We start from the raw sequence: 24,497 nt of genomic DNA on the forward strand, positions 1-24,497 counted from the left end.
TGTCGTGAATGGCGCGGGGTAGGCCTCGTCGCCGTCTCTCGTGAGCCGACGCCTGGCGCCTCCGGTTCTCCACCACCTCAAGCCGGGTGGAGAAGCGACCCCCGCATGCGTTCGATTAAGCGCCTGCGCGCGGACGAAAAAAAGCCCCCGGGGTGCGGGGGCTCGGGGACGCGCGTGAGGAATTGCCGAATGCCTCCCGCGCCGCTCTCCCTTACTTCTTCACGGCCGCGCCGCCGATCTGCTTGTTGATCATCCATTGCTGGGCGATCGACAGGATGTTGTTCACCAGCCAGTACAGCACCAGGCCGGACGGGAAGAAGAAGAACATCACGCTGAAGGCCAGCGGCATGATCCACATCATCTTGGCCTGCACCGGGTCGGCCGGTTGCGGGTTCAGCCACACCTGCAGCAGGCTGGACGCCGTCATCAGCAGCGGCAGCGGACCGATCGGCGCGCCGAACAGGTGACCGAACAGGCTGTCCGGCTTGGACAGGTCGTGGATCCACATCACCCACGGGGCGCCGCGCATCTCGACGCTCGACAGCAGCACCCAGTACAGCGCGATGAAGAACGGCATCTGCAGGAAGATCGGCAGGCAGCTGCCCAGCGGATTGATCTTCTCTTCCTTGTAGATGCGCATCATCTCCTGCTGCATCTGCTGCGGCTTGTCCTTGAGGCGCTCGCGCATCTCCTGGATGCGCGGGTTCACCGCCTTCATCTTGGCCATGCTGCGGTACGCGCTGGCGTTCAGGCCGTAGAACGCGGCCTTCAGCATCACGACCAGCAGGATGATCGCCCAGCCCCAGTTGCCCAGCAGCGAGTGCAGGACGTCCAGCAGCCAGAACAGCGGCTTGGACAGGATCTTGAAGATGCCGTAGTCCTTCACCAGCTCCAGGCCCGGGGCCAGGACTTCCAGCTTCTTCTCTTCCTGCGGACCGACGTACAGCACGTTGTCCAGCTTCGCCGAGGCGCCGGGGGCGACGGCGGCGAAGTTCATCACCACGCCGGCGGTGTACAGGTTCTCGTTGAGTGCACGGACGTTGAACTCACGCGGGCCCGCGTCGTTGCGGATCCAGGCGCTGACGAAGTAATGCTGGACCATCGCGACCCAGCCGTCGTCGGCGTTCTTCTCGTACTCGGCCTTGCCCTTCTTCAGGTCGTCGAACGCGAGCTTGTGGTACTTGGCCTTGTCCGTGTAGATCGCGGGGCCCGAGAACGAGGTCGGCGCGAAGGACGGACCCGTATGGTCGATGTGGCCGTCACGCACCAGCTGCAGGTACAGCTGCGGCGTCACCGCGGCGGCGCCCGTGTTGGTGACCTCGTGGTTCACCGCGATGGCGTAGTCGCCGCGCTTGAAGGTGTAGGTCTTGGCCAGCTTCACGCCGCCCTGGTCGGCTTCCAGGCGCACGGTCAGCGCGTCCTGTCCGTCCTTCAGCTCGCGCGGGCCGTCGACCAGCGTCAGCACCGTCTGGTCGCTGGGCGCGTTCGGCACGTTCAGCAGGCCGGAACGGGCGCTGTAGTTGCGCAGCGGATCCAGCACGACGACATGGCCGCTGGGGTTGGTGTCGTCCGCGTGCTTGAGCAGCTCGACGCGCACCAGGCTGCCGCCACGGGTATCGATCGTGGCCTTGACGACGTCGGTCGTGAAGGTGACCAGCTCGTTCTTGATCGGTGCCGGGGCCGCGGCGGTCGTACCGGCGGCGGAAGCGCCGGCAGCAGCCGGCAGCGCGGCGGCGGAGGCGGCCGACGCCGGGCCGGCCGGCGCGGTCGCGACCTTCGCCGGCGCCGGGTGGAACAGCGAGGGCTGTCCGTTGTGCCGCTGCCAGCCGTCCCACAGAAGGACCAGCGACATCGTGAACACCACCCACAAGATGGTGCGGCGAATATCAGTCATGGGAAGCTTTTGGATTGGCGGTTGAAGAGGCTCTCCCCGGACGGCATCCGGACGGACGCAGCAGTCGGGTGAACAGGCGGGGCGGATTGTCGGGCACGGGATCGTGTCCGCCCAGACAGAATGGGTTGCAACGCAGGATCCGTGCGGCCGCCAGATAGGTGCCGGCGGCCGCGCCATGCTGGCGCAGGGCCTGCATCGCGTAGTTGGAGCAGCTCGGGCTGTAGCGGCAACCCGCGCGCAGCCAGGCGCTGAACAGCAACTGGTAGCCGCGCACCAGCCCCATCAGCAAACGCGTCGACAGGCCGGGGCGGGGATCCATGGTCGTTTTTCCGAACCGGGATCCGGTCAGCCCGCCGCCGCCGACGCTGGCGGACGCGCCAGCTTGCGGGTCAGCTGCAGCAGTTCCGCGCGCGCCACGGCGCGCAGCGCGTCCGAGGACGCGCTGGGGAACTGCTTGCGATCGAAAGGCATGCGCAGCCGCACCACCCACAGGCCGGGCGGCAGTTCGGGCAGATCGCCGAACACCGCGCGGATCTGGCGCTTCAACAGCGTCCGCGTGACCGCGCGCTTCGCGTGCCGTTTGGGCACGACGTAGCCCAGCCAAGCCCGGTCGGGCGCGGCTGGAGGCGGTGCTGCAGGAGTGGGCGCCATCGTCGCGACGGGCGTTTCATCCACAGCTTGTGGATGAAACGGTGCATCACCTGTGGACAAGTCAGCCGTTCCTGTGGATGGACGGCGCTTGGGCAGCGAGGGGCTGTCGGCCAGATGATGCACGGCGAAGTGCGCGCTGCGCGCGCGGCTGGGCGTGCCCAGCACGCGCTCGAAATCGGCCGATCGTACGACGCGGCCGATCACGGTGCTGACGAGGTCGTCTGGCGTTTCGCTCAGACGGCCAGGCGCTTGCGGCCCTTGGCGCGACGAGCAGCGATGACGGCCTTGCCGCCACGCGTCTTCATGCGGACCAGGAAGCCGTGGGTACGGGCGCGACGGGTCTTGGAGCCTTGATAAGTGCGTTTCATGTTCAACCTCTAGGAAATCTCGGAACTTCCCGTCGCCTCGCGCCGCGAGCCTGTTGGCCTGTGGCGCCGCGCACGGACATCGGGGGATGTCGGAAGCCGCTCGAAAAGCGGAGGCCCACGCAGCTACGTCCGGGCGTCCGGAAAACCCGCGATTACAGCAAAGATTTGCGTCAGGGTCAATCCGGATGCAATTCGCCACGGGGAATACCAGCACTTGACCGGGGCAAAAAATCTGTGGATAACCCAGACTCCGCGGCCTCGGATCGGTACAATCGGGCCGCTCGAAGAATAAGTTTTCCACAATGAGCGCAGACTTGTCGGGTGCGGCCCTGTGGCAGCGCGGTTGCGAACGCCTGGCCGCCGAACTGCCTGAACAGCAATTCAATACCTGGATCCGGCCGCTGCCCCCCGCGGAGGTCGCCCAGCAAGACGAGAACGGCCACGAGGCCGTGCTGGTGTCGCTCCGCGTCCCCAACCGATTCAAGCTGGACTGGATCCGCAGTCAGTATGCCGGCCGGATCGAGGCCATCCTGACCGAACTCGCCGGCAAGCCCGCGCGCCTGGAATTGTCGCTGGCGCCGCGCGAGGCCATCGCGCCGCTGCCCCGCACTTCGCCGTCCGGCATGACGATGGGCCAGGTGCTGCAGCAGCACGGCCTGCGCGGCGGCGCCGCCCAGCCCGCGACCGACCCGGCATCCGTGGCCACGCGCCCGGCCGCCGCGGCGGCACCCGCCGTGCCGGCCACCGCCGCCAGCCTGATCCAGGCCGCGGCGCCCAACGTCCCGGCCAACCTCCCGCCCAGCGCCACGCGCCACCGCATCAACACGAGCCTGACCTTCGACACGCTCGTGCCCGGCCGCGCCAACCAGATGGCGCGCACCGCCGCGCTGCACGTGGCCGGCGCGCCGGGCCAGATGTACAACCCGCTGTTCATCTACGGCGGCGTCGGCCTGGGCAAGACCCACCTGATCCATGCCGTCGGCAACGCGCTGCTGAAGGACCGTCCCGACGCCCGCGTGCTGTACCTGCACGCCGAGCAGTTCATCTCGGACGTCGTCAAGAACTACCAGCGCAAGACCTTCGACGAGCTCAAGGCCAAGTACCACTCGCTGGACCTGCTGCTGATCGACGACGTGCAGTTCTTCGCCGGCAAGGACCGGACGCAGGAAGAGTTCTTCAATGCGTTCGAGGCGCTGCTGGCCAAGCGGGCGCACATCATCATGACGTCGGACACCTACCCCAAGGGCCTGGTGGACATCGACGAGCGCCTGACCAGCCGTTTCGACGCCGGCCTCACGGTGGCAATCGAGCCGCCCGAGCTGGAGATGCGTGTCGCGATCCTGATCAAGAAGGCCGACGCCGAGAACGCGCCGATGCCGGAGGACGTGGCCTTCTTCATCGCCAAGAATGTGCGCGCCAACGTGCGCGAGCTGGAAGGCGCGCTGCGCAAGGTGCTGGCCTACAGCCGCTTCTCGCACAAGGAAATCAACATCCAGCTGGCGCGCGAGGCCCTCAAGGACCTGCTGTCGATCCAGAACCGGCAGATTTCCGTCGAGAACATCCAGAAGACCGTGGCCGACTTCTACAAGATCAAGGTCGCGGACATGTATTCGAAGAAGCGCCCGGCGAGCATCGCCCGCCCGCGCCAGATCGCGATGTACCTGGCCAAGGAACTGACGCAGAAGAGCCTGCCGGAGATCGGCGAGCTGTTCGGCGGCCGCGACCACACCACGGTGCTGCACGCGGTCCGCAAGATCGGTGGAGAGCGCCAGAAGAACACCGAGTTGAACCAGCAGTTGCACGTCCTGGAGCAAACGCTGAAGGGATGAGAAAAAACGCCTTCGCCTTCAGCGAAAATGCCGCGTTCGCCCGTACAGCCAACAGTGGAGAGAGGTTGACATGATCGTGTTGAAAGACAGCCAGGACAAAGTGCTTGCCGCGCTGCAGGCCGTGTCCGGCATCGTGGAACGGCGCCACACGCTGCCCATCCTGGCCAACGTGCTGGTCCGCAAGCAGGGCCGGCAGGTCGAGCTCACCACGAGCGACCTGGAGATCCAGGTCCGCACCACGGTCGACTTCGACGGCGACGACGGCGACTTCTCCACGACCATCGGCGCGCGCAAGCTGATCGACATCCTGCGCTCGATGCCGTCGGACCAGACGGTGAGCCTGACGTCCAACCAGAGCAAGATGACGCTGCAGGGCGGCAAGAGCCGCTTCACGCTGCAGACGCTGCCGGCGGACGACTTCCCGCTGGTGCAGGAAGCGGCCGACTTCGGGCCCGCGTTCAGCGTGCCGCAGAAGACGCTGAAGGGCCTGATCAACCAGGTCCACTTCGCGATGGCGGTGCATGACATCCGCTACTACCTGAACGGCATCCTGTTCGTGGCCGAAGGCAAGATGCTGACGCTGGTCGCGACCGACGGCCACCGCCTGGCGCTGGCGCAGGCCGAGACCGACACCGAGATGCCCAAGCAGGAAGTCATCCTGCCGCGCAAGACGGTGCTGGAGCTGATGCGCCTGCTGAAGGACGGCGGCAAGGGCGACGACGAGAGCGCGCCGATCGAGATGCGCTTCGCCGGCAACCAGGCCAAGTTCAGCTTCAGCGGCATGGAGTTCGTGACCAAGCTGGTCGAGGGCAAGTTCCCCGACTACAACCGCGTCATCCCGAAGAACCACCGCTTCCACGTGCTGATCGGCCGCCAGCCGCTGCTGGCCGCGCTGCAGCGCGCGGCGATCCTGACCAGCGAGAAGTTCAAGGCGGTGCGCCTGTCCTTCGACCCGGGCCTGCTGTCGATCGCATCGAGCAACGCCGAGCAGGAAGAAGCCAAGGAAGAGCTCGAGATCGACTACGGCGGCGACCAGATCGAGACCGGCTTCAACGTCACGTACCTGATGGACGTGCTGGCCAACATGTCGCAGGACATGGTGCGCGTGGACCTGAACGACAGCTCGTCCAGCGCGCTGCTCAGCATCCCCGAGCACAGCGGCTTCAAGTACGTCGTCATGCCCATGAGGATCTGAGGCCGCGGGGCGGCCTCGGATCCGCGTTCCGCGGTGAGTGTGGCGCACCCCCCGCCCCCGCCAAGCGGGGGCTCTCGCTAGACAGTCAAACGGCCGCGGGGCGGCCTGGAATACCCACTGATGACCGACAACAGCACTCCTGAGAACACCCCGACGCCCGTGCCGCAGAACGACGGCGCGGGGTACGGCGAGTCCAGCATCCAGATCCTGGAAGGGCTGGAGGCGGTGCGCAAGCGCCCCGGCATGTACATCGGCGACACCTCGGACGGCACGGGTCTGCATCACCTGGTGTTCGAGGTCGTCGACAACTCGATCGACGAGGCCCTGGCCGGCTACTGCGACGACATCGTCATCACGATCCACACGGACAACTCGATCTCCGTCATCGACAACGGCCGCGGCATCCCGACCGGCGTGAAGATGGACGACAAGCACGAGCCCAAGCGTTCGGCGGCCGAGATCGCGCTGACGGAACTGCACGCGGGCGGCAAGTTCAACCAGAACAGCTACAAGGTCTCGGGCGGCCTGCACGGCGTGGGCGTGTCCTGCGTGAACGCGCTGTCCAAGACGCTGCGCCTGATCGTGCGCCGCGAGGGCAAGGTCCATCAGCTCGAGTTCAAGAAGGGCTTCCCGCAGGACCGCGTGATCGAGATCCGCGACGGCGTCGAGACCAGCCCGATGAAGATCGTCGGCGAGACCGACAAGCGCGGCACCGAGGTGCACTTCCTGCCCGACACGGAGATCTTCACGCAGAACTCCGAGTTCCATTACGACATCCTGGCCAAGCGCCTGCGCGAGCTCTCGTTCCTGAACAACGGCGTGAAGATCCGCCTGGTCGACGAGCGCAACAACAAGGAAGACAACTTCGCCTTCGCGGGCGGCGTGCGCGGCTTCGTCGAGTTCATCAACAAGGGCAAGACGCCGCTGAACCCGAACATCTTCCACGCCCAGGGCGACAAGATGTCGGACCAGAACACCAACGTCGGTGTCGAGGTCTCGATGCAGTGGAACGACGGCTTCAACGAGAGCGTCCTCTGCTTCACCAACAACATCCCGCAGCGCGACGGCGGCACCCACCTGACGGGTCTGCGCGCGGCGATGACGCGGGTGATCAACAAGTACATCGAGGACAACGAGCTGGCCAAGAAGGCCAAGGTCGACGTCACCGGCGACGACATGCGCGAAGGCCTGGCCTGCGTGATCAGCATCAAGGTGCCGGAGCCGAAGTTCAGCTCGCAGACCAAGGACAAGCTGGTGTCGAGCGAAGTGCGCGGCCCGGTGGAAGAGGTCGTGGCGAGCAAGCTGACGGACTGGCTGCTGGAGAACCCGGCCGACGCCAAGATCATCTGCGGCAAGATCGTGGAAGCCGCGCGTGCGCGCGAGGCGGCGCGCAAGGCGCGCGAGATGACGCGCCGCAAGGGCGTGCTGGACGGCATGGGCCTGCCGGGCAAGCTGGCGGACTGCCAGGAGAAGGATCCGGCGCTGTGCGAGATCTACATCGTGGAGGGCGACTCCGCCGGTGGCTCCGCCAAGCAGGGCCGCGACCGCAAGTTCCAGGCGATCCTGCCGCTGCGCGGCAAGATCCTGAACGTCGAGAAGGCGCGCTACGAGAAGCTGCTGACCAGCAATGAAATCATCACGCTGATCACGGCGCTGGGCACGGGCATCGGGCGCGGCGCGGGCAGCGATGACTTCAACCCCGAGAAGCTCCGTTACCACCGCATCATCATCATGACCGACGCGGACGTGGACGGTGCGCACATCCGGACGCTGCTGCTGACCTTCTTCTACCGGCAGATGCCGGAGCTGGTGGAACGCGGCCACATCTACATCGCGCAGCCGCCGCTGTACAAGGTCAAGGTCGGCAAGCACGAGCAGTACCTGAAGGACGGCCACGAACTGGACGGCTTCCTGCTGAAGGTCGCGCTGAACGATGCCGAGCTGCACACGGCCGGCGTGGGCACGGGCCCGGTGCTCAAGGGCGAGCCGCTCGAGACGATGGCGCGCCAGTACGTGGCGGCGCAGAACGTGATCGAGCGCCTGTCGGCCTGGATGGACGGCGAGGCGCTGCACCTGCTGGCGTCCGGCCTGTCGATCAGCCTGGACACGCCGGAGGCGGCGCAGATCGCCGCGACGGCGCTGCAGACGACGCTGCACGACGCGGTGGTGAATGCGGAGACGGATCCGCGCACCGACAAGCAGTTCCTGCGCATCAGCCGCCGTCACCACGGCAACGTGCGTTCGAGCATCATCACGGCGGACTTCGTGCACGGCGCGGACTATGAAGTCCTGGCCGCGGCCGGCACGACCTTCAAGGGTCTGGTCGGCGAGGAAGCCGTGATCCGCAAGGGCGAGGGCGAGAAGGCCAAGGAAAGCAAGGTCGCGGACTTCCGCGCCGCGATGGCGTGGCTGATGACGCAGGCCGAGTCCAGCGTCGGCCGCCAGCGCTACAAGGGCCTGGGCGAGATGAACCCCGCGCAGCTGTGGGAAACGACGATGGACCCGACGGTCCGCCGCCTGCTGCGCGTGCAGATCGAGGACGCGATCGAAGCCGACCGCGTGTTCACGATGCTGATGGGCGACGAGGTGGAACCGCGCCGCGAGTTCATCGAGCAGAACGCGCTGAGGGCGGCGAACATCGACGTGTGAGCGTCGATCTGCCTGCGACTGAGCCGGCATCGCGGTGCTGGTCATCGTCCAGGAGGCCGGTCCGCGGGAGCTGGACCGGCTGGCCTGCGCCGGGGTGGCGCGGCTGATGTCGTGAGGGCTTGAGGCGACGGCCCCCTGATCCCGGGGGGTGTCAAGGCGCGGTCGCAACCGCGGCGATGGCGTCCGTAAGATGCGCGCCAATCATTTCGCCGCCCGCCCGCAGGCTCCGATTCCGGAGCGCGGGTGACAGGCCCGGATGCCGCGCGCGGCATTCAGGGCCCTGCGCGGCTTCCAGGGAGTTCTTTCATGACGGTCCTTCTGATCCGCCTGCGGGCGGCATTGTCCCTGTGCGCCTGCGCGGCGCTGATCGCCTGCGGAGGCGGAGGCGGGGGCGGGAGCGACGGACCGAATACCGAGTCCGCGGCACTGGGCGAGCACACGTTGAGCTGGCCGCCGGCGAGCAACACCGAGGACGGCTTCATGACGCTGACCGTGGCTGGCACGGGTCAGGCGCAGAGCTACGCCTGGGAGTTCGGCGACGGCGCGACGGCGACCACCCTCACCGGCAGCACCCAGCACCGCTACAAGCGCGGCGAATACACCGTGCGCGTCACCGTGACCGGCTCGCGCGGCGACACCAGGTCGGTGACCAGGACGCTGTCGGTGCTGCCCGGCAAGCCCACCGTGAGCATCGAATCGACGGCGCCGCGCGACCTGGCCCTGATGCCCGGCGCGGTGATCCGCTTCGCGGCCGGCCTGGGCAACTTGCCCTTCGACGACATGGACCTCGGTCCGCATGACACCTACACCTATGCCTGGGACTTCGGCGACGGCGCGACCTCCGACCGTCCCGCGGCCACGCACGCCTACGCCCAGGCGGGCCGCTACACGATCTCGCTCAAGGTCCGCGACCGCCAGGGCCGGGAGTTCCCGGCGACCAGCAGCGTCGACATCAGCCCGGTCAACGCCTATCCGCTGCTGACGACGCTGGGCGGATGGAACGCCGTCGACGGCGGCCCCAACGCGCAGTTGCCCAGCAGCATGTCGCTGGCCCGTCTGCCCGACGGCACGCTGGTCCTGGCGGGCCAGAGCGAGAAGACCGTGCGGACCCTGTCCACCAACGGCGTGGTGGGCACGCTGGCCGGCGCGCCTGACATCGGGGGCTTGCGCGACGGCCGCGGCGGCGAGGCACGCTTCGGCGGCATCCAGGAGATCGCGGCGGGCTCGGGCGGGACCGTCTTCGTGCGGGATGCCTTCGCGCTGCGCTCGATCGGCACCGACGGCGAGGTGCGGACGCTGGCCCGCAACGGCGCCTCCAAGGACGGCCCGATCGGCGCGGCGTCCACGTCGGGGGCCGTGGCGATCGCGGCGAGCGGCAATGACCTGTACTTCGCCGAACAGGCGGTGCTGCGCCGCGTGCGCGACGGCCGCTTCGAGACCCTGACCGGCAACGCGGCCGAGAAGACGATACGCGACGGTTCCGCAGTCGACGCGCGCTTCGCCAACATCGGCGCAATGACGGCCGACGATCGCGGCCGCATCTGGCTCATCGACGACTGCTCGGTCCTGCGGCGCCGCGAGACCGACGGCAGCATCAAGACCCTGTGGACGCTGCCGAACGGCGGATGCTCCGCCCCCTCGGGTCCGTACGGGCTGGCCGCGGGCACCGACGGCTCGGTGGCGGTGGTCTACGCCAAGCCCTTCATGTCGCTGCAGATCGCGCGGATCGGCGACGACGGCACCGTGCAGTCGACCCGCCAGCTCGGCACCTCCAATTCCTTCCGGTTCCTGGTGGATGGCGCCAACTACATCGTGGCGGAGTGGACCAGCGGCATGGTCTATCGTCTGCGTCCGGACGGCTCGACCGAGGAGCTCGCCGGCATCGACGTGCGCGGCAATCGATTCTTCCCGGCGCAGGGCGGCGACCCGGCGGCCAACTTCGGCAGCAGCAGCACGCCGGTCGTGCTGGCCGACGGCTCACTGGTATTCGCCGGCAACGCGGGCTACGGCGGCTCTGGCGGCGACCTGAAGGTGCTGGTGATGCCGGGGCAGCACATCTCGACCCTGGCGCGCGCCGAGGGCACGAGCCGCGACGGCATCCAAGGCTGGGCCAAGGTCTACGCGGCGCGCCTGGTCGCGCCGGCGCCTGCGGGCGGGCTGCTCTTCCTGGACGGCGGAGCGGTCCGGCTGCGCGCGGCCGACGGCAGCATCACGACGCTCGCGGGCCATCCGACCCAGCAGGGCGACGCCGACGGCGACGCGTCCAGCTCGCGCTTCAACTACGTCGTCCAGATGGCGTCCGACAGCCAGGGCAACGCCTACCTCGTCACCGGATCGCGGCTGGCCAAGGTCACGCCCGACGGCCGGACGACGACGGTGCTGCGCGCACCGTATCCGCTCTACCGGGTGCTGGTGGGACGCGACGACCGGCCGATCGTCACGCAGGGCGGCGGCGCCTTCTACCGCGTGGCCGCGGACGGCGCCATGACCTTGCTGACTGGCCGGCCCGTCGATTCGGCGACGACGCCGCCGGACTGGTACGAGACGAACAACGAGGCCGCCGCGGTCCATCCGGACGGCAGTCTGTGGCTGCTGGACTATGGGCCGCGAGGGCGCATGCTGCGCCGGCTGGAAGCGGACGGCAGCGTGCGCGCGATCGTCGCGGTGCGCGACATCCAGTACACGGCCTTCCACGGCCAGGATCCGTACCAACTTCCCTTGGGCCATGTGCAGAACATGGCCTTCGCGGCCGACGGCACGCTGTTCCTGTCAAGCAGTGCCTGGACCAGCTTCTGGCGCATCAGCGACCTGCCGGTCAAGGCGCCTTGAGCGGCGAGCCGAGGGCGAGCATGCCGCCGCAGGGCCGGACGGCGATCAGATCGTAGGTCTCAAGGCGCGAACTTCGTGAACACGTCGTCCCGCGCCTTCACCAGCGCGTTGTGGCAGGCGAAACAGGTTTGATGCTGGGCCTTGTCGACGGGTTGGCCGTCGACGAATCGCCCGTACCCCCATCCGCCGCTGTCGGCATAGCGCTTCGAATCCTTGACCATGACCTGGACCGTGGTCGGTTGTCCGGGCACCGTCGCTGCGGGGAACTCCGTCGACCGTTGACGTTTCCATGCCAGCTTGACCAGCATGGCGCCATCGGGGAAGGGCAGCTGGCCCAGGCGATAGGCGTCGATGGCGATGCGGTTGCCCACCACCGCGCGCAGCTCGTCCAGCGGCGCATCCTCCGTGGCGACGCCGACCAGTTGCCAATGGCGATAGTCCTCGGGCACCACCACGCCATAGAGGGGCGACGCCGGCTTCGGAGGGGCCTCTTCGGCCGACGAGGTCGTCGATGTGGCGGCGAACAGCGCCAGGACGAGCGCCGATGCAATGCGGTTCGAATTCATGGGTCAGTTCCTGCCAGGTTGAGCAGCGACGAGCCTGCGATCACGCGACGCTGAACGCCACCTCGATGTTTCCCCGCGTCGCATGCGAGTAGGGGCAGAGCTGATGGGCGCCGTCGACCAGGGCCCACTTCTGCGCCGCGTCGAGTCCGGGCAGTTCCACATGCAGCTTCACCGCCAATGCGAAGCCGCCGTCGGCGGTCGTGCCGAGCGAGACCTGCGCCCGGATCGACGCGTCGTCGGGCACACGGATCGGCGGGGTTGCCTTGACCCGGCGCATCGCGCCCATGAAGCAGGCTGAATAGCCCACGGCGAAGAGCTGCTCGGGATTGGTGCCGGTGCCCGTGCCGCCGGGCGTGCTGAGACGCACGTCGAGCGCGCCGTCGCTGGAGGTGCCGTGGCCCTCGCGGCCGCCCGTCGTGCGGGTTTCGGCGGTGTAGAGGACGTTGTCGATGATGCGGGTCATGAAGAGGCCTTGTTGTCGAGAATGAAGCGACGCACGCGGTGCGTCGAAGGGCGGGAGAGGCGCCTCACCACCGGCTCGCGTCGAGGACGGCGCGGGCGAATTCGGCGGGGGCTTCCTGCGGCAGGTTGTGGCCGATGCCGCCGGTCAGGTTGCGGTGTTCATAGCGGCCGGTGAAGCGAGAGGCGTAGGCGGCCGGCGGCGGATGCGGCGCACCGTTGGCGTCGCCTTCCAGCGTGATGGCCGGCAGCGCCACGGTCTTGACCTGGGAGAGCTGGCGCTCGAGCGCGTCGTACTGCGGATCGCCTTCCGCGGCGCCGATGCGCCAGCGGTAGTTGTGGACCACCAGCGCCACCTGGTCGGGGTTCACGAGGCTCTGTGCGCAACGTTCGAACGTGGCATCGTCGAAGCGCCATTGCGGCGAGGCCTGACGCCAGATCAGCTTGGCGAACGCCTTGAGGTTGGTCTGGTAGCCGATGCGGCCACGCTCCGTGGCGAAGTAATACTGGTACCACCAGGTGAGTTCATCGGCCGGCGCCAGCGGCGTGAGTGCCGTGGCGCGGTCGAGCACCAGGAATCCGCTCACCGACACCAGCGCCTGGCACCGCTCCGGCCACAGGGCGGCCATCACGCAGGCATTGCGCGCGCCCCAGTCGCAGCCCGCCACGACGGCCTTGCGGATGCCCAGTGCATCCATCAACGCGATCGCGTCCGCGGCCAGCGCCGTCTGCTGTCCGCTGCGCAGGGTCGCGTCCGACAGGAAGCGGGTCGTGCCGTAGCCGCGCAGGTGGGGCACGATCACGCGCAGGCCCTTGGCGGCCAGCAGCGGGGCCACTTCCTCGTAGCAGTGGATGTCATAGGGCCAGCCGTGGAAGAGCATGACCGGCTGGCCGTCGCGCGGGCCGATATCGACGTAGCCGACATTCAGCGCGCCGGCATCGATCTGGCGCAGCGGGCCGAAGCCCGTGCTCGCGGACGCGGACGCGGCCGGCAACGCGCGGGAGAGGCCGGACAACGCCAGGCCGGCGCCGGCGACCGTGGCCTGGGCGAGGAAATCGCGACGGGAAGTCTCGTTGGACATGGCAGTCTCCTTGAGAGGGTTCATCGGGCCGCGCGGGCGGCGGTGTCGATCAGCGCCGCGACCTCGTGCGGGTGGCTGACCTGCGGGACGTGGGACGCGCCGGGGATGACGACCGTGCTGCGCGCATGGGCGCGCTCAGCCATCCAGGCCATCGCCGCGGGCGGGATGTTCTTGTCCTTGGCGCCGTAGATGAAATACACCGGCAGCGACTTCCAGGCGGTGCCCTGGCTGTGCTCCGACAGCGCCGCCTCGGCCACCGGCCGCTGTCCGATCGCCATCAGGCGGGCCTGCGCGGGCTTCACATCGGCCGCGAACTGGGCGGCAAACTTCTGCTGGTCGATGTAGAGGTCGCTGCCGCCTTCGGGCAGCGGCACCGGTGCCGCGAGCGAATCGCCGAGCGTGCTGCCGGGGAACTTGCCGGCGAGCTCGGCCACCGACTCGCCTCGCTCCGGCGCGAAGGCGGACACGTAGACCAGGGCCTTGACGCGCGCCTGGCCCTCGGCGGCACCGCTGATGACGGAGCCGCCGTAGGAATGGCCCACCAGCACCATCGGGCCGGGGATGCGGTCGATCAGGCTGGCGGTGTAGCGCGCGTCGCCGGACACGGAGCGCAGCGGGTTGGCGACAGCCACCACCGGGTAGCCCTTGTCGCGCAATTCGGCGGCCACGCCGTTCCAGCTCGAGGCATCGGCGAACGCGCCGTGCACCAGCACGATGGTGGGCTTGTCCGACAGGGCGTCGGTGGCGAAGGCGGGCGCGGCGATCGCGGCGGCGATCAGTGCGAAGGCGGCGAACGGGCGGATGATGAAGCGGGTCATGAGGGCCTCTGCGTGAGTGGGGGATCGGCGCGGAAGCTGGGCTTCCAGCGCCTCGGGGCCTATCAGAGCAGCGGTCCGCCACGGCGGGTATTGAACGAGCGGAGCGCGGGCTCATACCTTCGTTTGGTCCCCTGTCCGGCGCCCATCTCCCGATGGCGCGCCGTCGGACCCGGTCTTCCCGGCGGCCCTTATGATGCGTGCCTCGCGCAGCAAATGTAGTAACTGCTACATCGGATCCCATGGCACACACCAGCAAGACGAAGACGGTCCGCGGCACGGGCGTGCGGGAGGCGTCGGCCCAGGCGACGCGCGACAGCATCCTCAAGGCGGCGACGCGGATATTTGCGCGCTACGGCTACGACGGCGGCAGCATCGAGAAGATTTCCAGCCTCGCGAAGTCGCACGATCGGATGATCTATTACTACTTCGGCAGCAAGGAGGGGCTGTTCATCGCGGTGCTGGAGGGCATCTATCAGCGCATGGATGAAGCGGAGGCCAAGGCCGCCCCCGTCCTGCCCGACGCGGTCGAGGCGCTCACGGCGTTGATCCGGTTCAAGGTGGCCTACTACCGTCGGCATCCGGAGTTCGTCACCTTGCTCAACACCGAAAACCTTCACAAGGGCCGGCATGTGGCGAAGTCTCAGAAGGCGACGCAGTTCTCTTCCAATGCGGTCGACCTGATCGCAGGGATCCTCGAGCGGGGCGTGGCCCAGGGCCGCTTCCGGCCCGGATTGCGGCCGCGCGACATCTACCTGCTGATCGTCTCCACCGCCTATTTCTTCACCTCCAACCGCTTCACCATTTCCGCCTTCCTGGGCGAATCGCTGGAGCGTCCCGGCGCGGTCGAGGAATGGGCGGACTTCGTCGTCGACAGCGTGCTGCGCGTGGTGCGCGCGCAGGCCGACTAGGGCAGCCGGACGCCCGGCCTGTAGGATGCCGTCGACACGCCGTGCCACGGCCGCTCCCGATGAACTACCTCTGCGCGAATTCCCTCGACGACGCACTGGCCGCGCTGCAACGCGGGCCGCGCCGCATCGTCTGCGGCGCGACCGACGCGTACGCTGACGCCACCGCATCACCCTCCGGGGTGGCGTGGCTGGACGTCAGCGCCGTCGACGCCCTGCAGGGCATCGCGCCCTGCGGATCGGCGCTGCGGATCGGCGCGGCCGTCACCTGGGACCAGATCGACCAGTGCGAGCATGTGCCCACGGTGTTGCGCGAGGCCGCGCGCACCGTCGGATCACGGCAGATCCGGGTGCGGGGCAGCCTGGGCGGCAACCTGTGCCATGCGTCGCCGGCCGCCGACGGCATGCCGGCATTGCTGGTGCTCGATGCGCGCGTCACGCTCCGCGGCCAGCGCGGCCAGCGCGGCCAGCGCGGCGAGCGCCAGCTGCCGTTGTCCGAGTTCGTGCTCGGCCGGCAGCGCACGGCGCTGCTGCCGGAGGAACTGCTCGTCGCGGTCCTGGTCGAGTCGCAACGACCCGACGAACGGACCGCCTTCATCAAGCTCGCACAGCGCGAGGCCTCGGCCATCGCGGTGGTTGCCGCCGCGGTGCGCCTGCGCTGGCGCGACGACCGCACGCTCGCCCACGCGGCCATCGCCGTGGGGGGCGCATCGGAGGTCGCCGTGCGGCTGCGCACGCTCGAGTCACGGCTGGAGGGGGTGCCCCGGGAGGCGGTCGGTCGCCTGATCGCCGAGACGCCGATGCCGGAGCTGTCGCCGATCGATGATCGTCGCGGCTCGGCCGCGCTGCGCCGCCACTGGGCACGCATCGCCGTGGAGCGCGCTTGCGCGCGTTGTGAGGCACCCGATGACGGCCGCCGCTGACGCCATGCCCGGCTGGGTCGAGGTCAACGGCGAGCGACATCCGCTGCCCGAGGACCTCTCGCGGCCGGCCACGCACTTCCTGCGCGAACGCCTGGGACTGACCGGCACGAAAGTCGGCTGCGGCCAGGGCGACTGCGGCAGTTGCACCATCGTCGTCGACGGCGAACCGCGCTATGCCTGCATCACGCCCGTGGCCCAGCTGCGAGCCCGCCGCGTGCTCACCGTGGAGGGGCTTGCCGCGGGCAGCGCCTGCGGTCGGCGCCTGCAGCAGTCCATGCTGGCCCATCAGGCGGTGCAGTGCGGGTTCTGCATCCCCGGCATGTTGATGTCGGCCTGCGCGGCGATCGACGCCGGACGCGTGCGCGATCGGGCCGACGCCGAGGCGGCGCTGGACGGCGTGCTGTGCCGCTGCACCGGCTATCGCAAGATCGTCGACGCCGTGCTGGACGTGGCCACCGACGCCGCGCCACGCCCGCTCACCCTGCCGGACGACGGCCTCGCCGTCGGCCGTCCGTTGACGCGGCTGGATGGCGCCGCCAAGGTGACGGGAACGGATCGCTTCGGCGCCGACGGCATTCCGGTGGACAGCCTCCACCTGCGCGCCGTGCGCTGCCCGCATCCGCGCGCGGGCTTCGTCTTCGGCGATCTGCAGGCCTTCGTCCAGGCCCACCCCGGCGTGCTGCGGGTGCTCACCCATGTCGACGTGCCGGGCAGGAACGTGCATGGCGTGGCCGCGCCCTATGCCGACCAGCCGGTGCTGCCCGACGGCGAGGCGCGCCATCACCTGGAGGCCGTGGCCGTGATCGTGGGCGAGGCGGACGCCGTGGCCGCCCTGGATCTGGCGTCCTTCCCCATCACGTGGACCCCGAGACCCGCCCTGGCCGACGTGGACGTGGCGGCCCGCGCCGACAGTCCCCTGCTCCATGCGCATCGTCCGGGCAACCTGCTCATCGAGGGCCAGGTCCAGCGCGGCGATGTGGAAGCCGCCCTGCGCGACGCGCCGCTGGTCGTGGCGGGCCGCTTCGAATCGAGCTTCGTCGAGCACGCCTATCTGGAACCCGAAGCCGGATGGGCGCGCCGCACGGGAGACGGCATGGAGATCCACTCGCCGACGCAGGCGCCGCATCCGCATCGCGAGGATCTGGCGCGCGTCCTCGGCATCGCTCCGGACCGGGTGCGTGTCGTGCCGACGGCGGTCGGCGGCGGCTTCGGCGGGAAGCTCGACATGACGGTGCAGCCGCTGCTCGCCGTCGCGGCCTGGCACATGGATCGGCCGGTGGCGCTCGTGTACACGCGGGAGGAATCGATGGCCACGTCGACCAAGCGCCATCCCGCGCGCATCGCGTCCAGCATGGCTGCCGATGCGCAGGGCCGGCTGCTGGCGGTGAGCTTCGAGGGCGACTACAACACCGGCGCCTACGCGTCCTGGGGCACGGCCGTGGCCAATCGCGTGCCGGTGCATGCCGGCGGACCGTACCGCATCCCCCACTACCGCGCCCGGGCCCGCGCGCGCCACACCCATGTCACGCCCGCCGGCGCCTTCCGGGGCTTCGGCGTGCCGCAGACGACCATGTCGCAGGAACAGCTCATCGACGAACTGGCCGTGCGCGGGGGTTGGGACCCGCTGGAGTTCCGGATGCTCAATGCGCTGCGTCCCGGCGATACCTTGCCGACCGGACAGGTGCTGGACGACAGCGTGGGCCTGGTCGCCTGCCTGGAGGCCCTGCGACCCCATTGGCGGGCCGCGCGCGCGCGCACCGGCGACACCGGACCGCGGGAACGGCGGGGCGTGGGCCTCGCCGCGTTCTTCTACGGGTGCGGCAACACCGCGCTGCCGAACCCCTCGACCGTCCGCATCGGCCTGCGGCCCGACGGCACGCTGGTGCTGCACCAAGGGGCCGTGGATGCGGGTCAGGGCGCCAACACGGTCATCCCCCAGATCGCCGCCGATGCGCTCGGCATCCCGCTGGCCCGGCTGCACATCGTCGGCGCCGATACCCACCTGACGCCGGACTGCGGCCGCACGTCGGCCTCGCGCCAGACCTTCGTCACCGGGCGAGCCGCCTTCCTCGCCGGACAGGCGCTGCTGGGCAAGCTCCGCCGCATGGCGGGTGCGGACGAGGCCGCGCCGGTGCGTTTCGGCGACGGCGGGGTGGAGGTCGCCGGCGTGCGACTCGTGCTCTCCGAACTGCCGGTCGACGCGCAGGGCTATGCAGTGAAGAGCGAGGAGCGCTTCGACCCGCCCACCACCACGCTCGACCACGACGGCCAGGGCCGGCCCTATGCGGCCTACGCGTTCGGGGCGCAGATGGCGGAGGTCGTCGTCGATCTCGACACCGGACGCGTGCGGGTGCGACGCGTCGTCGCGGCCCACGACGTGGGCCGCATGGTGAATCCCACCCTGCTGCAGGGCCAGGTCGAAGGCGCGATCGCCCAAGGGGTGGGCATGGCGCTGATGGAGCGCTACGAGCCCGGTTCGGGGAACAACCTGCACGACTACCTCATCCCGACGGTCCGCGACGTGCCGGAGGTGGAGACCCTCTTCATCGAGGCGCCCACGGCGCTGGGTCCATACGGGGCCAAGGGGATCGGCGAGCCGGCGCTGGTGCCGACCGCCGCCGCGATCCTCAACGCCATCCACCACGCCACGGGCGTCCGCGTGCGCGAGGCGCCGGCCACGCCGGACGCCGTGCTGCGCGCGATGGCGGACGCCGGATCGCAGCTGCCGCCCGGCACCCACAAGGACTGACGCGATGCGCCTTCACCACTGGCTCGGCCTGCTGCCCTTCCTCCACGCGGCGCTCGGTCTGGCGGTCGCCAACCGCGTCACGCCTTTCGTGCTGGGCCTGCCCTTCTTCATGGCCTGGATCATCGGCGGCGTGCTGCTCAGCGCGCTCGTGATGGCCTGCGTGTATCGGCTCGATCCGGCCAACCGCAGACCGCGAGACAGGCAGGAGGAGGAGGAATGAACGTCGCGCTGTCCGTCATCCTGCTCACGCTGGTCTTCGCGTTGGGCGCCGGCCTGTGGGCACGGCGGGGCGTGCGCATGGACCTGGCGCAATGGAGCGTCGGAGGACGCGGCTTCTCCACCGTGCTGGTCTTCGTGCTGATGGCGGGCGAGCTCTACACGACGTTCACCTTCCTCGGCGCCAGCGGCTTCGCCTACGGACATGGCGGAGCGGCGCTGTACGTCCTGGTCTACACCTGCCTCGCCTTCGTGATGTCGTACTGGCTGCTGCCTCCGATCTGGCGGCTGGCGCGGCGGCACGGCGCGATGACGCAGCCCGAGGTGTTCGCCGCGGCCTACCGCAGTCCGGCGCTCGGGCTGCTCGTGTCCGCGGTGGCCCTGCTGGCGCTGGTGCCCTACCTGGTCGTGCAGATGAAGGGGCTGGGCCTCATCGTCCAGGTGACGTCCTACGGCGCGTTGTCGCCGACCCTGGCCATCCTCACAGGGGCGGTCGCGATGACCGCCTACGTGATGCTGTCGGGCATGCACGGATCGGCGGTCACGGCCGTGGTCAAGGACGTGCTGGTGCTCGCGGTCTGCGTCTTCCTCGGCCTCTACCTGCCGGCGCACTTCCACGGCGGACTGGGGGCGATGTTCGAGCGCATCGAGGCGGCGCGGCCCGGCTTCCTCGCCCTGCCGGACACCGGGCGGAACGCCGTCTGGTTCGCCTCCACGGTGGCCATGTCCGCGATCGGCATGTACCTGTGGCCGCACGCGTTCAGCGCCGTCTTCACCGCGAAGTCGCCCCGCATCTTCCGCCGCAACGCGGCGGTGATGCCGCTCTACGCGCTGGTGATGCTGTTCTCGATGTTCGCGGGATATGCCGCTGTCCTGAACGTGCCGGGATTGAGCGGAGGACGGATCGATCTGGCGCTGCTGGCGCTGTCCATCCGCGCCTTCGACCCCTGGTTCGTCGGCGTGATCGGGGCGGCGGGCATGCTGACGGCCCTCGTGCCGGGCTCGATCATGCTGATCTCCGCCTCGACGCTGCTGGCGCGCAGCCTCTACCGGCCGCTGCGGCCCGGCAGCTCGGACGCACACCTGATGCGCGTGTCCCGCGTCGCGGTGCCGCTGCTGATGGCGGTGACCGTGGCGTTGACGCTGAACGGCGGCGCCAGCATCGTCGTGCTGCTGCTGATCGGTTTCGCCGTCGTGGCCCAGCTTGCGCCGGCCTTGCTCACCGTGCTGATCGCACCGTCGGCGGCCAATCACGTGGGGGCCATGGCCGGCATCGTCACCGGCGTCGGCTTCGTCTGCGCCACCGCCATCGGCGGCGTGGCCCTGCGCGATCTGCTGCCGTGGGCGCCGTCCTGGCTGCAGGACCTGCACCCGGGCTTCGTCGGCCTGATCCTCAATGCGGCCGTGATGTTCGCGTCGAGCCGGCTGACGCGGTCGTCGGCGGGCGCACGGCCGCGAACCGACACGGACCGGCTGCCCGCGTCCTGAGTCGGGCGACGGCTTCGGCGCATGCGCCGGCGCTCATCCTTCGCGGGCCGTCTCCTCGAGCGCGCGTCGCACCCAGTCCTCCAGCTCCGCGGCGTCGATCGGCTTGTCGATGACGCACAGCGCGCCCTGGTGGAGCGCCCGGCGCCGGACGGACTCCGAGGTCAGCGCCGTGATGAACACGGTGGGCACATGGCAGCCCTCGGCCTGCAGCTGCGCGAGCAGGCCGATGCCGTCGAGCGGATCCATGTGGATGTCGCAGACCAGGCAGTGCATCCGCGCCGCGACATCGGCGGCGAAGAACTCGGGCGCGGACGCGAAGGCGCGCGCCTGCCAGCCGAAGGCGCGCACGAGGCTGCTCGTGGCGGTGCGGACGAACGGGTCGTCGTCGACGATGACGATGAGCGCCGTGGCAGGGATCGGGGCCGGGTGGACCAGCATGCGCGTGCTCAGACGGCCGCGTCCAGCAGGCCCAGCGACTGCATCTTGCGCACCAGGTCCGCGACCGACCTGGACTGCATCTTGCGCATCGCCTGGCCCCGATGGATCTTGGCCGTGATCTCGGCGATGCCCATGCGGTCCGCGATCTGCTTGTTCATGAGTCCGGTGGCGACCAGGCCCAGCACCTCGCGTTCGCGCGCGGTCAGGCTGGTCCAGCAGTGGCGCAGCCCCTCCAGCGACTGGTCCAGGGCGAGCCGGCGCGCATCGGCCTCCAGCGCCGCGACGACCGCGTCGATCATGTCCTGGTCGCGGAACGGCTTCTCGATGAAGTCGCGTGCGCCGGCCTTCATGGCGCGGACGGTCATGGGCACGTCGCCGTGGCCGGTCATCATGATGACCGGCAGATGGCCCAGCCCGTGGCCGGCCAGCGATTGCTGGAACGCCAGGCCGCTTTCGCCGCGCAGGCGCACATCCAGCACGAGGCAGGACGGCCCGGCCGGCTTGGGTGCCGCGAGGAAGGCCTCGGTCGACGGGAAGTCGCGCACCTGCAGGTCCATCGAGCGCAACAGCCCAGCCAGCGCCGTGCGGATGAGCGGCTCGTCATCCACCACGTAGACGGTGCGGGGCGAATCGGTCCGCGACGCGGCCTCCGGCGTGGGGACCGATCGAGCGGTCGGGGAGAACACGTGCTGCATGGTGGCTATCGGGATCGCATCAGGCGCGAACGGTAGCAGAGGCGACCGGTCGGCGTCTCCTATACGAAGGGATGTCGGCAGGGTGATCGGGGCTCAGCCGAACGTGAAGGCGTAGGCCCGCACGCCGGGGTCGAGGAAGCGGATCTCGACCCGGCGGTCGCGCAGCACCTGCGGCTGGCGGACCAGCTGGTAGAGGCGGCTGGCGTTGACCACGCCGCGACCTTGCGCATCGACGTCCAGGCCGTGGGCTTCCCCGGGGGGCGCGCCGTCGAGGGTCAGCACGAATCTCATGGGTGCGCCGCCGGGCGGCACACCCAGCACCAGGTGCAGGTCCCGCGCGTGGAAGCGCATGGCGATCACACCGTCGGCCGCGGCCAGGGTGGCGTACTCGGGACCCACGGTCCAGGTGCCGGACAGCCCCCAGTCGTTCAGCGCCAGATCGCCGATGCGGTAGCGCGAGGGACGGTCATGGACGGCGCCGCCCGGCGAGACCATCGCGGTGGCCTGCGCGTAGCCGATGTAGGACTCCGATGAACGCAAGGTCGCCAGGTCCGCCGAGGCCCCGACGCCGCCCGTGTCGGCCACGGCGTCCGAAGCGGGAGGTGCCGTGCCGTTCTCGGCCAGCAGCGCCCGGATGACCTGCTCGGTGCGGGCCTCGCCCCCTTCACCGAACTGGTGGTGACGGATGCGGCCTTTCGCGTCGATGACGTAGATCGCCGGCCAGTAGCTGTTGCCGAACGCGCGCCAGACGCGGTAGCCGTCGTCCTGCGCGACCGGATAGTCGATCTGCAGGCGCCGCATCGCGGCGGCCACGTTGTCGCTGTCCTTTTCGAAAGCGAATTCCGGCGTGTGGACGCCCACCGCCACCAGGCCCTGCGACGCGTACTGGCGCGCCCAGGCGCGCACGTGCGGCAGCGTGCGCAGGCAGTTGATGCAGGAGTAGGTCCAGAAGTTGACGACGACCACCTTCCCGCGCAGGGCCTGCGCGTCCAGCGGTCCGCCGGACAGCCAGCCGGTGGCGCCCTGGAAGCCTGGGAAGCGGCCTTCGTCGGGCAGGTCGGCGGCGTCCGGTGTCGTCGTGGCGTCGGGTGCCCGGCGCCACCAGGCCACGGGCACGGCGCCGACCCGCGGGCCGTCGTCCTCCGACGTGTCCTCGACCAGCAGGTCTCCCGCCGAGCGCGACCCGGTCGGATCGGCGGAACGCGCGCGGCTCCACCCGTCGAGCAGACGCTGTTCCGCCGCCTGGAGCGCGACGGACGGCAGCCGCGTCAGCGCCTGTTCCCATCCGCCCGATGCCACCGCGGCGACCGACAGCAGGACCAGGGCGCCGATCACCCGTCTCAGCGCGGCCACGACCTGGGCCGTCCGCCGCGCGGCGAGGGCGAGCCGCCGGCCGGCGCCGATCACGAGCGCCATCACGCAGGCGGCCCCGGCACCGAAGGCCAGCAGCCGCAGCAAGGTCGTCAGCGGCGGCGCGCCGGCCACGGCACCCGCCAGCACCAGACCCAGCACGGGACCCGCGCAGGGGGCCCACAGCAGGCCGGTCGCCATGCCCGTGACCGCGAGTGACCATGCGCTGCCGTCTTCCGATCCGCCCGCCGGCCCCGCCTTCCTGGCGAGCAGCCGATCCGACCAGCGCGTGACCGGCGCGGCCAGACGTTCGGCCAGGCCCGGAAACAGCAGGCTCATCCCGACCACGGCGAGCCAGACCAGCGCGAACTCCCGCGCCAGAACGCTCGATCGCAGTACCCAGCCGCCGCCGAGCGCCGTCAGCGACGCGAACACCGCAAAGCTGCCGGCCATGCCCAGCAGCAACGGCAGCGCGCCGCGGCGCGGCGGTCGTCCGGAGCCGGTCAGCACGAAAGGCAGCACGGGCAGGATGCAGGGGCTCAACAGCGCCAGGGCGCCGGCGGCAAAAGCAAGCAGCAGGAAGGTCATCGGAGGCTCCGGATCGGGCGGACGTGCCAGCACGTGGTCGAGGTGCCGGGCGTGGCCGCGCCCGGCGCCAGGGTCGTCAGACTCAGCCCGGCATGCGCAGGGCCGAGACCAGCGTCTGGTAGCGATCGCCGTGCTTGAGCGTCTCGTAGCGCGCTCGTGCCGCGACGTAGTCGGGCGAGCTGCGCGAGAAGTCGCCCTCGCTGCGATCGAACGCGGCCAGGCCCGATTCGCGATAGACCTGCAGATCGGCAAGCACCTCCGCGCGACTGAGCGGCTTGTCGTTCATGTCGCCCATCATGCTGAGCTCGTCGTAACGCGCCTGCGCCTGCAGCAGCGCCTCGGAGACATTGGATTGCTCGCCGTCGCGCCGCTCGGCCGCCGCCAGGCCGGACACCTCATAGTGGCGCAGGTCCTCGAGCACCTCCTGGCGCGTCAACGGCTTGGCGGCGCCGGCCGCCATGTGCGTCAACGCGAGGTAGCGCCGGCGCGCCTGACGCCAGGCCTCGGTGCCGACCTGCGATTGGGAATCGTCGTGCTCCAGGGCGGCCAGGCCGGAGTCCTGGTAGGCCTTCAGGTCCTGCAGGACCTGGGCGCGGGTCAGCGGCCCCATGCCGGCGGAGGACGGTTCCGCGGCCAGCGCGACGGACATCAGGCCGGCCAGGAGGGCACCACCCAGGGTGATGGCGAGCAGCAGACGCTGCGGGCTGGCGCTCCGTGCGCCGGAGAACGAAGGGAACGGGGACGTGCGGTTCATCATGTGAAGCTCCATGCATCAGGGGCCCCCGGCGACGCGGGCGACGCCAGA

General features: G+C 69.7%; 21 protein-coding genes. 9 read left to right on the forward strand and 12 right to left on the reverse strand.

The annotated features are described in order from the left end of the window. Window positions 1-211 precede the first annotated feature (211 nt). From yidC to rpmH, 4 genes are all read right to left on the reverse strand, one after another. Window positions 212-1,894, reverse strand: coding sequence for a membrane protein insertase YidC (gene yidC, locus AC07PR_RS26440; RefSeq protein ID WP_495137057.1), 1,683 nt, complete (start codon window positions 1,892-1,894; stop codon window positions 212-214). Then, window positions 1,887-2,213 (reverse strand): membrane protein insertion efficiency factor YidD, encoded by a 327-nt coding sequence (gene yidD / locus AC07PR_RS26445; RefSeq protein ID WP_377159043.1) that lies wholly within the window; start codon window positions 2,211-2,213, stop codon window positions 1,887-1,889. The genes yidC and yidD overlap by 8 nt, the downstream gene beginning before the upstream one ends. 26 nt (window positions 2,214-2,239) lie before the next feature. Beyond that, a complete protein-coding gene (locus AC07PR_RS26450; protein ID WP_495137058.1) occupies window positions 2,240-2,545 on the reverse strand; it encodes a ribonuclease P protein component in 306 nt (101 codons plus the stop codon). Between the two features lie 233 nt (window positions 2,546-2,778). Further along, complete coding sequence (rpmH, locus tag AC07PR_RS26455; RefSeq protein ID WP_067065970.1) at window positions 2,779-2,913, reverse strand: 50S ribosomal protein L34; 135 nt, start codon at window positions 2,911-2,913, stop codon at window positions 2,779-2,781. Between the two features lie 302 nt (window positions 2,914-3,215). On the opposite strand from rpmH, the gene dnaA reads away from it, so the two are divergent. From dnaA to AC07PR_RS26475, 4 genes are all read left to right on the forward strand, one after another. Next, complete coding sequence (gene dnaA / locus AC07PR_RS26460) at window positions 3,216-4,742, forward strand: chromosomal replication initiator protein DnaA (protein WP_377159039.1); 1,527 nt, start codon at window positions 3,216-3,218, stop codon at window positions 4,740-4,742. A gap of 70 nt (window positions 4,743-4,812) precedes the next feature. After that, window positions 4,813-5,937 carry a DNA polymerase III subunit beta gene (dnaN, locus tag AC07PR_RS26465; protein WP_377159037.1) on the forward strand — a complete coding sequence of 375 codons (1,125 nt, stop codon included), beginning with the start codon at window positions 4,813-4,815 and terminating at the stop codon, window positions 5,935-5,937. A 120-nt stretch (window positions 5,938-6,057) separates the two neighbouring features. Then, the gene (gene gyrB, locus AC07PR_RS26470; protein ID WP_495137059.1) at window positions 6,058-8,586 is read left to right on the forward strand and encodes a DNA topoisomerase (ATP-hydrolyzing) subunit B; all 2,529 of its coding nucleotides are present in this window, start codon (window positions 6,058-6,060) and stop codon (window positions 8,584-8,586) included. Window positions 8,587-8,892: 306 nt separating this feature from the next. Further along, window positions 8,893-11,415 carry a PKD domain-containing protein gene (locus tag AC07PR_RS26475; RefSeq protein WP_495137060.1) on the forward strand — a complete coding sequence of 841 codons (2,523 nt, stop codon included), beginning with the start codon at window positions 8,893-8,895 and terminating at the stop codon, window positions 11,413-11,415. Between the two features lie 59 nt (window positions 11,416-11,474). Here the strand turns inward: AC07PR_RS26475 and AC07PR_RS26480 are convergent, their stop codons facing one another. The 4 genes from AC07PR_RS26480 to AC07PR_RS26495 form a co-directional block, all read right to left on the reverse strand. Then, entirely contained in the window at window positions 11,475-11,981 is a 507-nt protein-coding gene (locus tag AC07PR_RS26480) for a cytochrome P460 family protein (RefSeq protein ID WP_495137061.1), read from the reverse strand. A 40-nt stretch (window positions 11,982-12,021) separates the two neighbouring features. Next, window positions 12,022-12,444, reverse strand: a complete 423-nt coding sequence (locus AC07PR_RS26485; RefSeq protein WP_495137062.1) for an organic hydroperoxide resistance protein — start codon at window positions 12,442-12,444, stop codon at window positions 12,022-12,024. Window positions 12,445-12,508: 64 nt separating this feature from the next. Continuing rightward, on the reverse strand, window positions 12,509-13,522 hold the full coding sequence (locus AC07PR_RS26490; RefSeq protein WP_377159031.1) for an alpha/beta fold hydrolase: 1,014 nt from the start codon (window positions 13,520-13,522) through the stop codon (window positions 12,509-12,511). Window positions 13,523-13,542: 20 nt separating this feature from the next. Then, window positions 13,543-14,340 (reverse strand): alpha/beta fold hydrolase, encoded by a 798-nt coding sequence (locus tag AC07PR_RS26495; RefSeq protein WP_483108259.1) that lies wholly within the window; start codon window positions 14,338-14,340, stop codon window positions 13,543-13,545. Between the two features lie 239 nt (window positions 14,341-14,579). Here AC07PR_RS26495 and AC07PR_RS26500 point away from each other — a divergent pair, with 239 nt between their 5' ends. From AC07PR_RS26500 to AC07PR_RS26520, 5 genes are read left to right on the forward strand one after another with little or no spacing between them, the layout of a single operon-like run. After that, the gene (locus AC07PR_RS26500) at window positions 14,580-15,248 is read left to right on the forward strand and encodes a TetR/AcrR family transcriptional regulator (protein ID WP_377159027.1); all 669 of its coding nucleotides are present in this window, start codon (window positions 14,580-14,582) and stop codon (window positions 15,246-15,248) included. A gap of 41 nt (window positions 15,249-15,289) precedes the next feature. After that, on the forward strand, window positions 15,290-16,168 hold the full coding sequence (locus tag AC07PR_RS26505; protein ID WP_495137063.1) for an FAD binding domain-containing protein: 879 nt from the start codon (window positions 15,290-15,292) through the stop codon (window positions 16,166-16,168). Beyond that, window positions 16,152-18,917 (forward strand): molybdopterin-dependent oxidoreductase, encoded by a 2,766-nt coding sequence (locus AC07PR_RS26510; protein WP_495137064.1) that lies wholly within the window; start codon window positions 16,152-16,154, stop codon window positions 18,915-18,917. Before AC07PR_RS26505 ends, AC07PR_RS26510 begins: the two co-directional genes overlap by 17 nt. A 4-nt stretch (window positions 18,918-18,921) precedes the next feature. Beyond that, window positions 18,922-19,137: a DUF3311 domain-containing protein gene (locus AC07PR_RS26515; RefSeq protein ID WP_377159025.1), complete on the forward strand. Its 216-nt coding sequence runs from the start codon at window positions 18,922-18,924 to the stop codon at window positions 19,135-19,137. Continuing rightward, window positions 19,134-20,621 carry a sodium:solute symporter family protein gene (locus tag AC07PR_RS26520; protein ID WP_495137065.1) on the forward strand — a complete coding sequence of 496 codons (1,488 nt, stop codon included), beginning with the start codon at window positions 19,134-19,136 and terminating at the stop codon, window positions 20,619-20,621. Before AC07PR_RS26515 ends, AC07PR_RS26520 begins: the two co-directional genes overlap by 4 nt. Window positions 20,622-20,654: 33 nt before the next feature. Here AC07PR_RS26520 and AC07PR_RS26525 read toward each other — a convergent pair whose 3' ends face one another. The 4 genes from AC07PR_RS26525 to AC07PR_RS26540 all read right to left on the reverse strand — a co-directional run bounded on the left by AC07PR_RS26525 (window position 20,655) and on the right by AC07PR_RS26540 (window position 24,446). Next, the gene (locus tag AC07PR_RS26525) at window positions 20,655-21,059 is read right to left on the reverse strand and encodes a response regulator transcription factor (RefSeq protein WP_377159024.1); all 405 of its coding nucleotides are present in this window, start codon (window positions 21,057-21,059) and stop codon (window positions 20,655-20,657) included. Window positions 21,060-21,067: 8 nt separating this feature from the next. Continuing rightward, on the reverse strand, window positions 21,068-21,754 hold the full coding sequence (locus tag AC07PR_RS26530; RefSeq protein WP_483108265.1) for a response regulator transcription factor: 687 nt from the start codon (window positions 21,752-21,754) through the stop codon (window positions 21,068-21,070). A 93-nt stretch (window positions 21,755-21,847) separates the two neighbouring features. Beyond that, window positions 21,848-23,692: a cytochrome c biogenesis protein DipZ gene (locus AC07PR_RS26535; RefSeq protein ID WP_495137066.1), complete on the reverse strand. Its 1,845-nt coding sequence runs from the start codon at window positions 23,690-23,692 to the stop codon at window positions 21,848-21,850. Window positions 23,693-23,774: 82 nt separating this feature from the next. After that, window positions 23,775-24,446 carry a DUF4148 domain-containing protein gene (locus AC07PR_RS26540; RefSeq protein ID WP_377159021.1) on the reverse strand — a complete coding sequence of 224 codons (672 nt, stop codon included), beginning with the start codon at window positions 24,444-24,446 and terminating at the stop codon, window positions 23,775-23,777. Window positions 24,447-24,497: the final 51 nt, after the last annotated feature.

This window comes from Roseateles sp. GW821-FHT09H11, assembly GCF_059415845.1.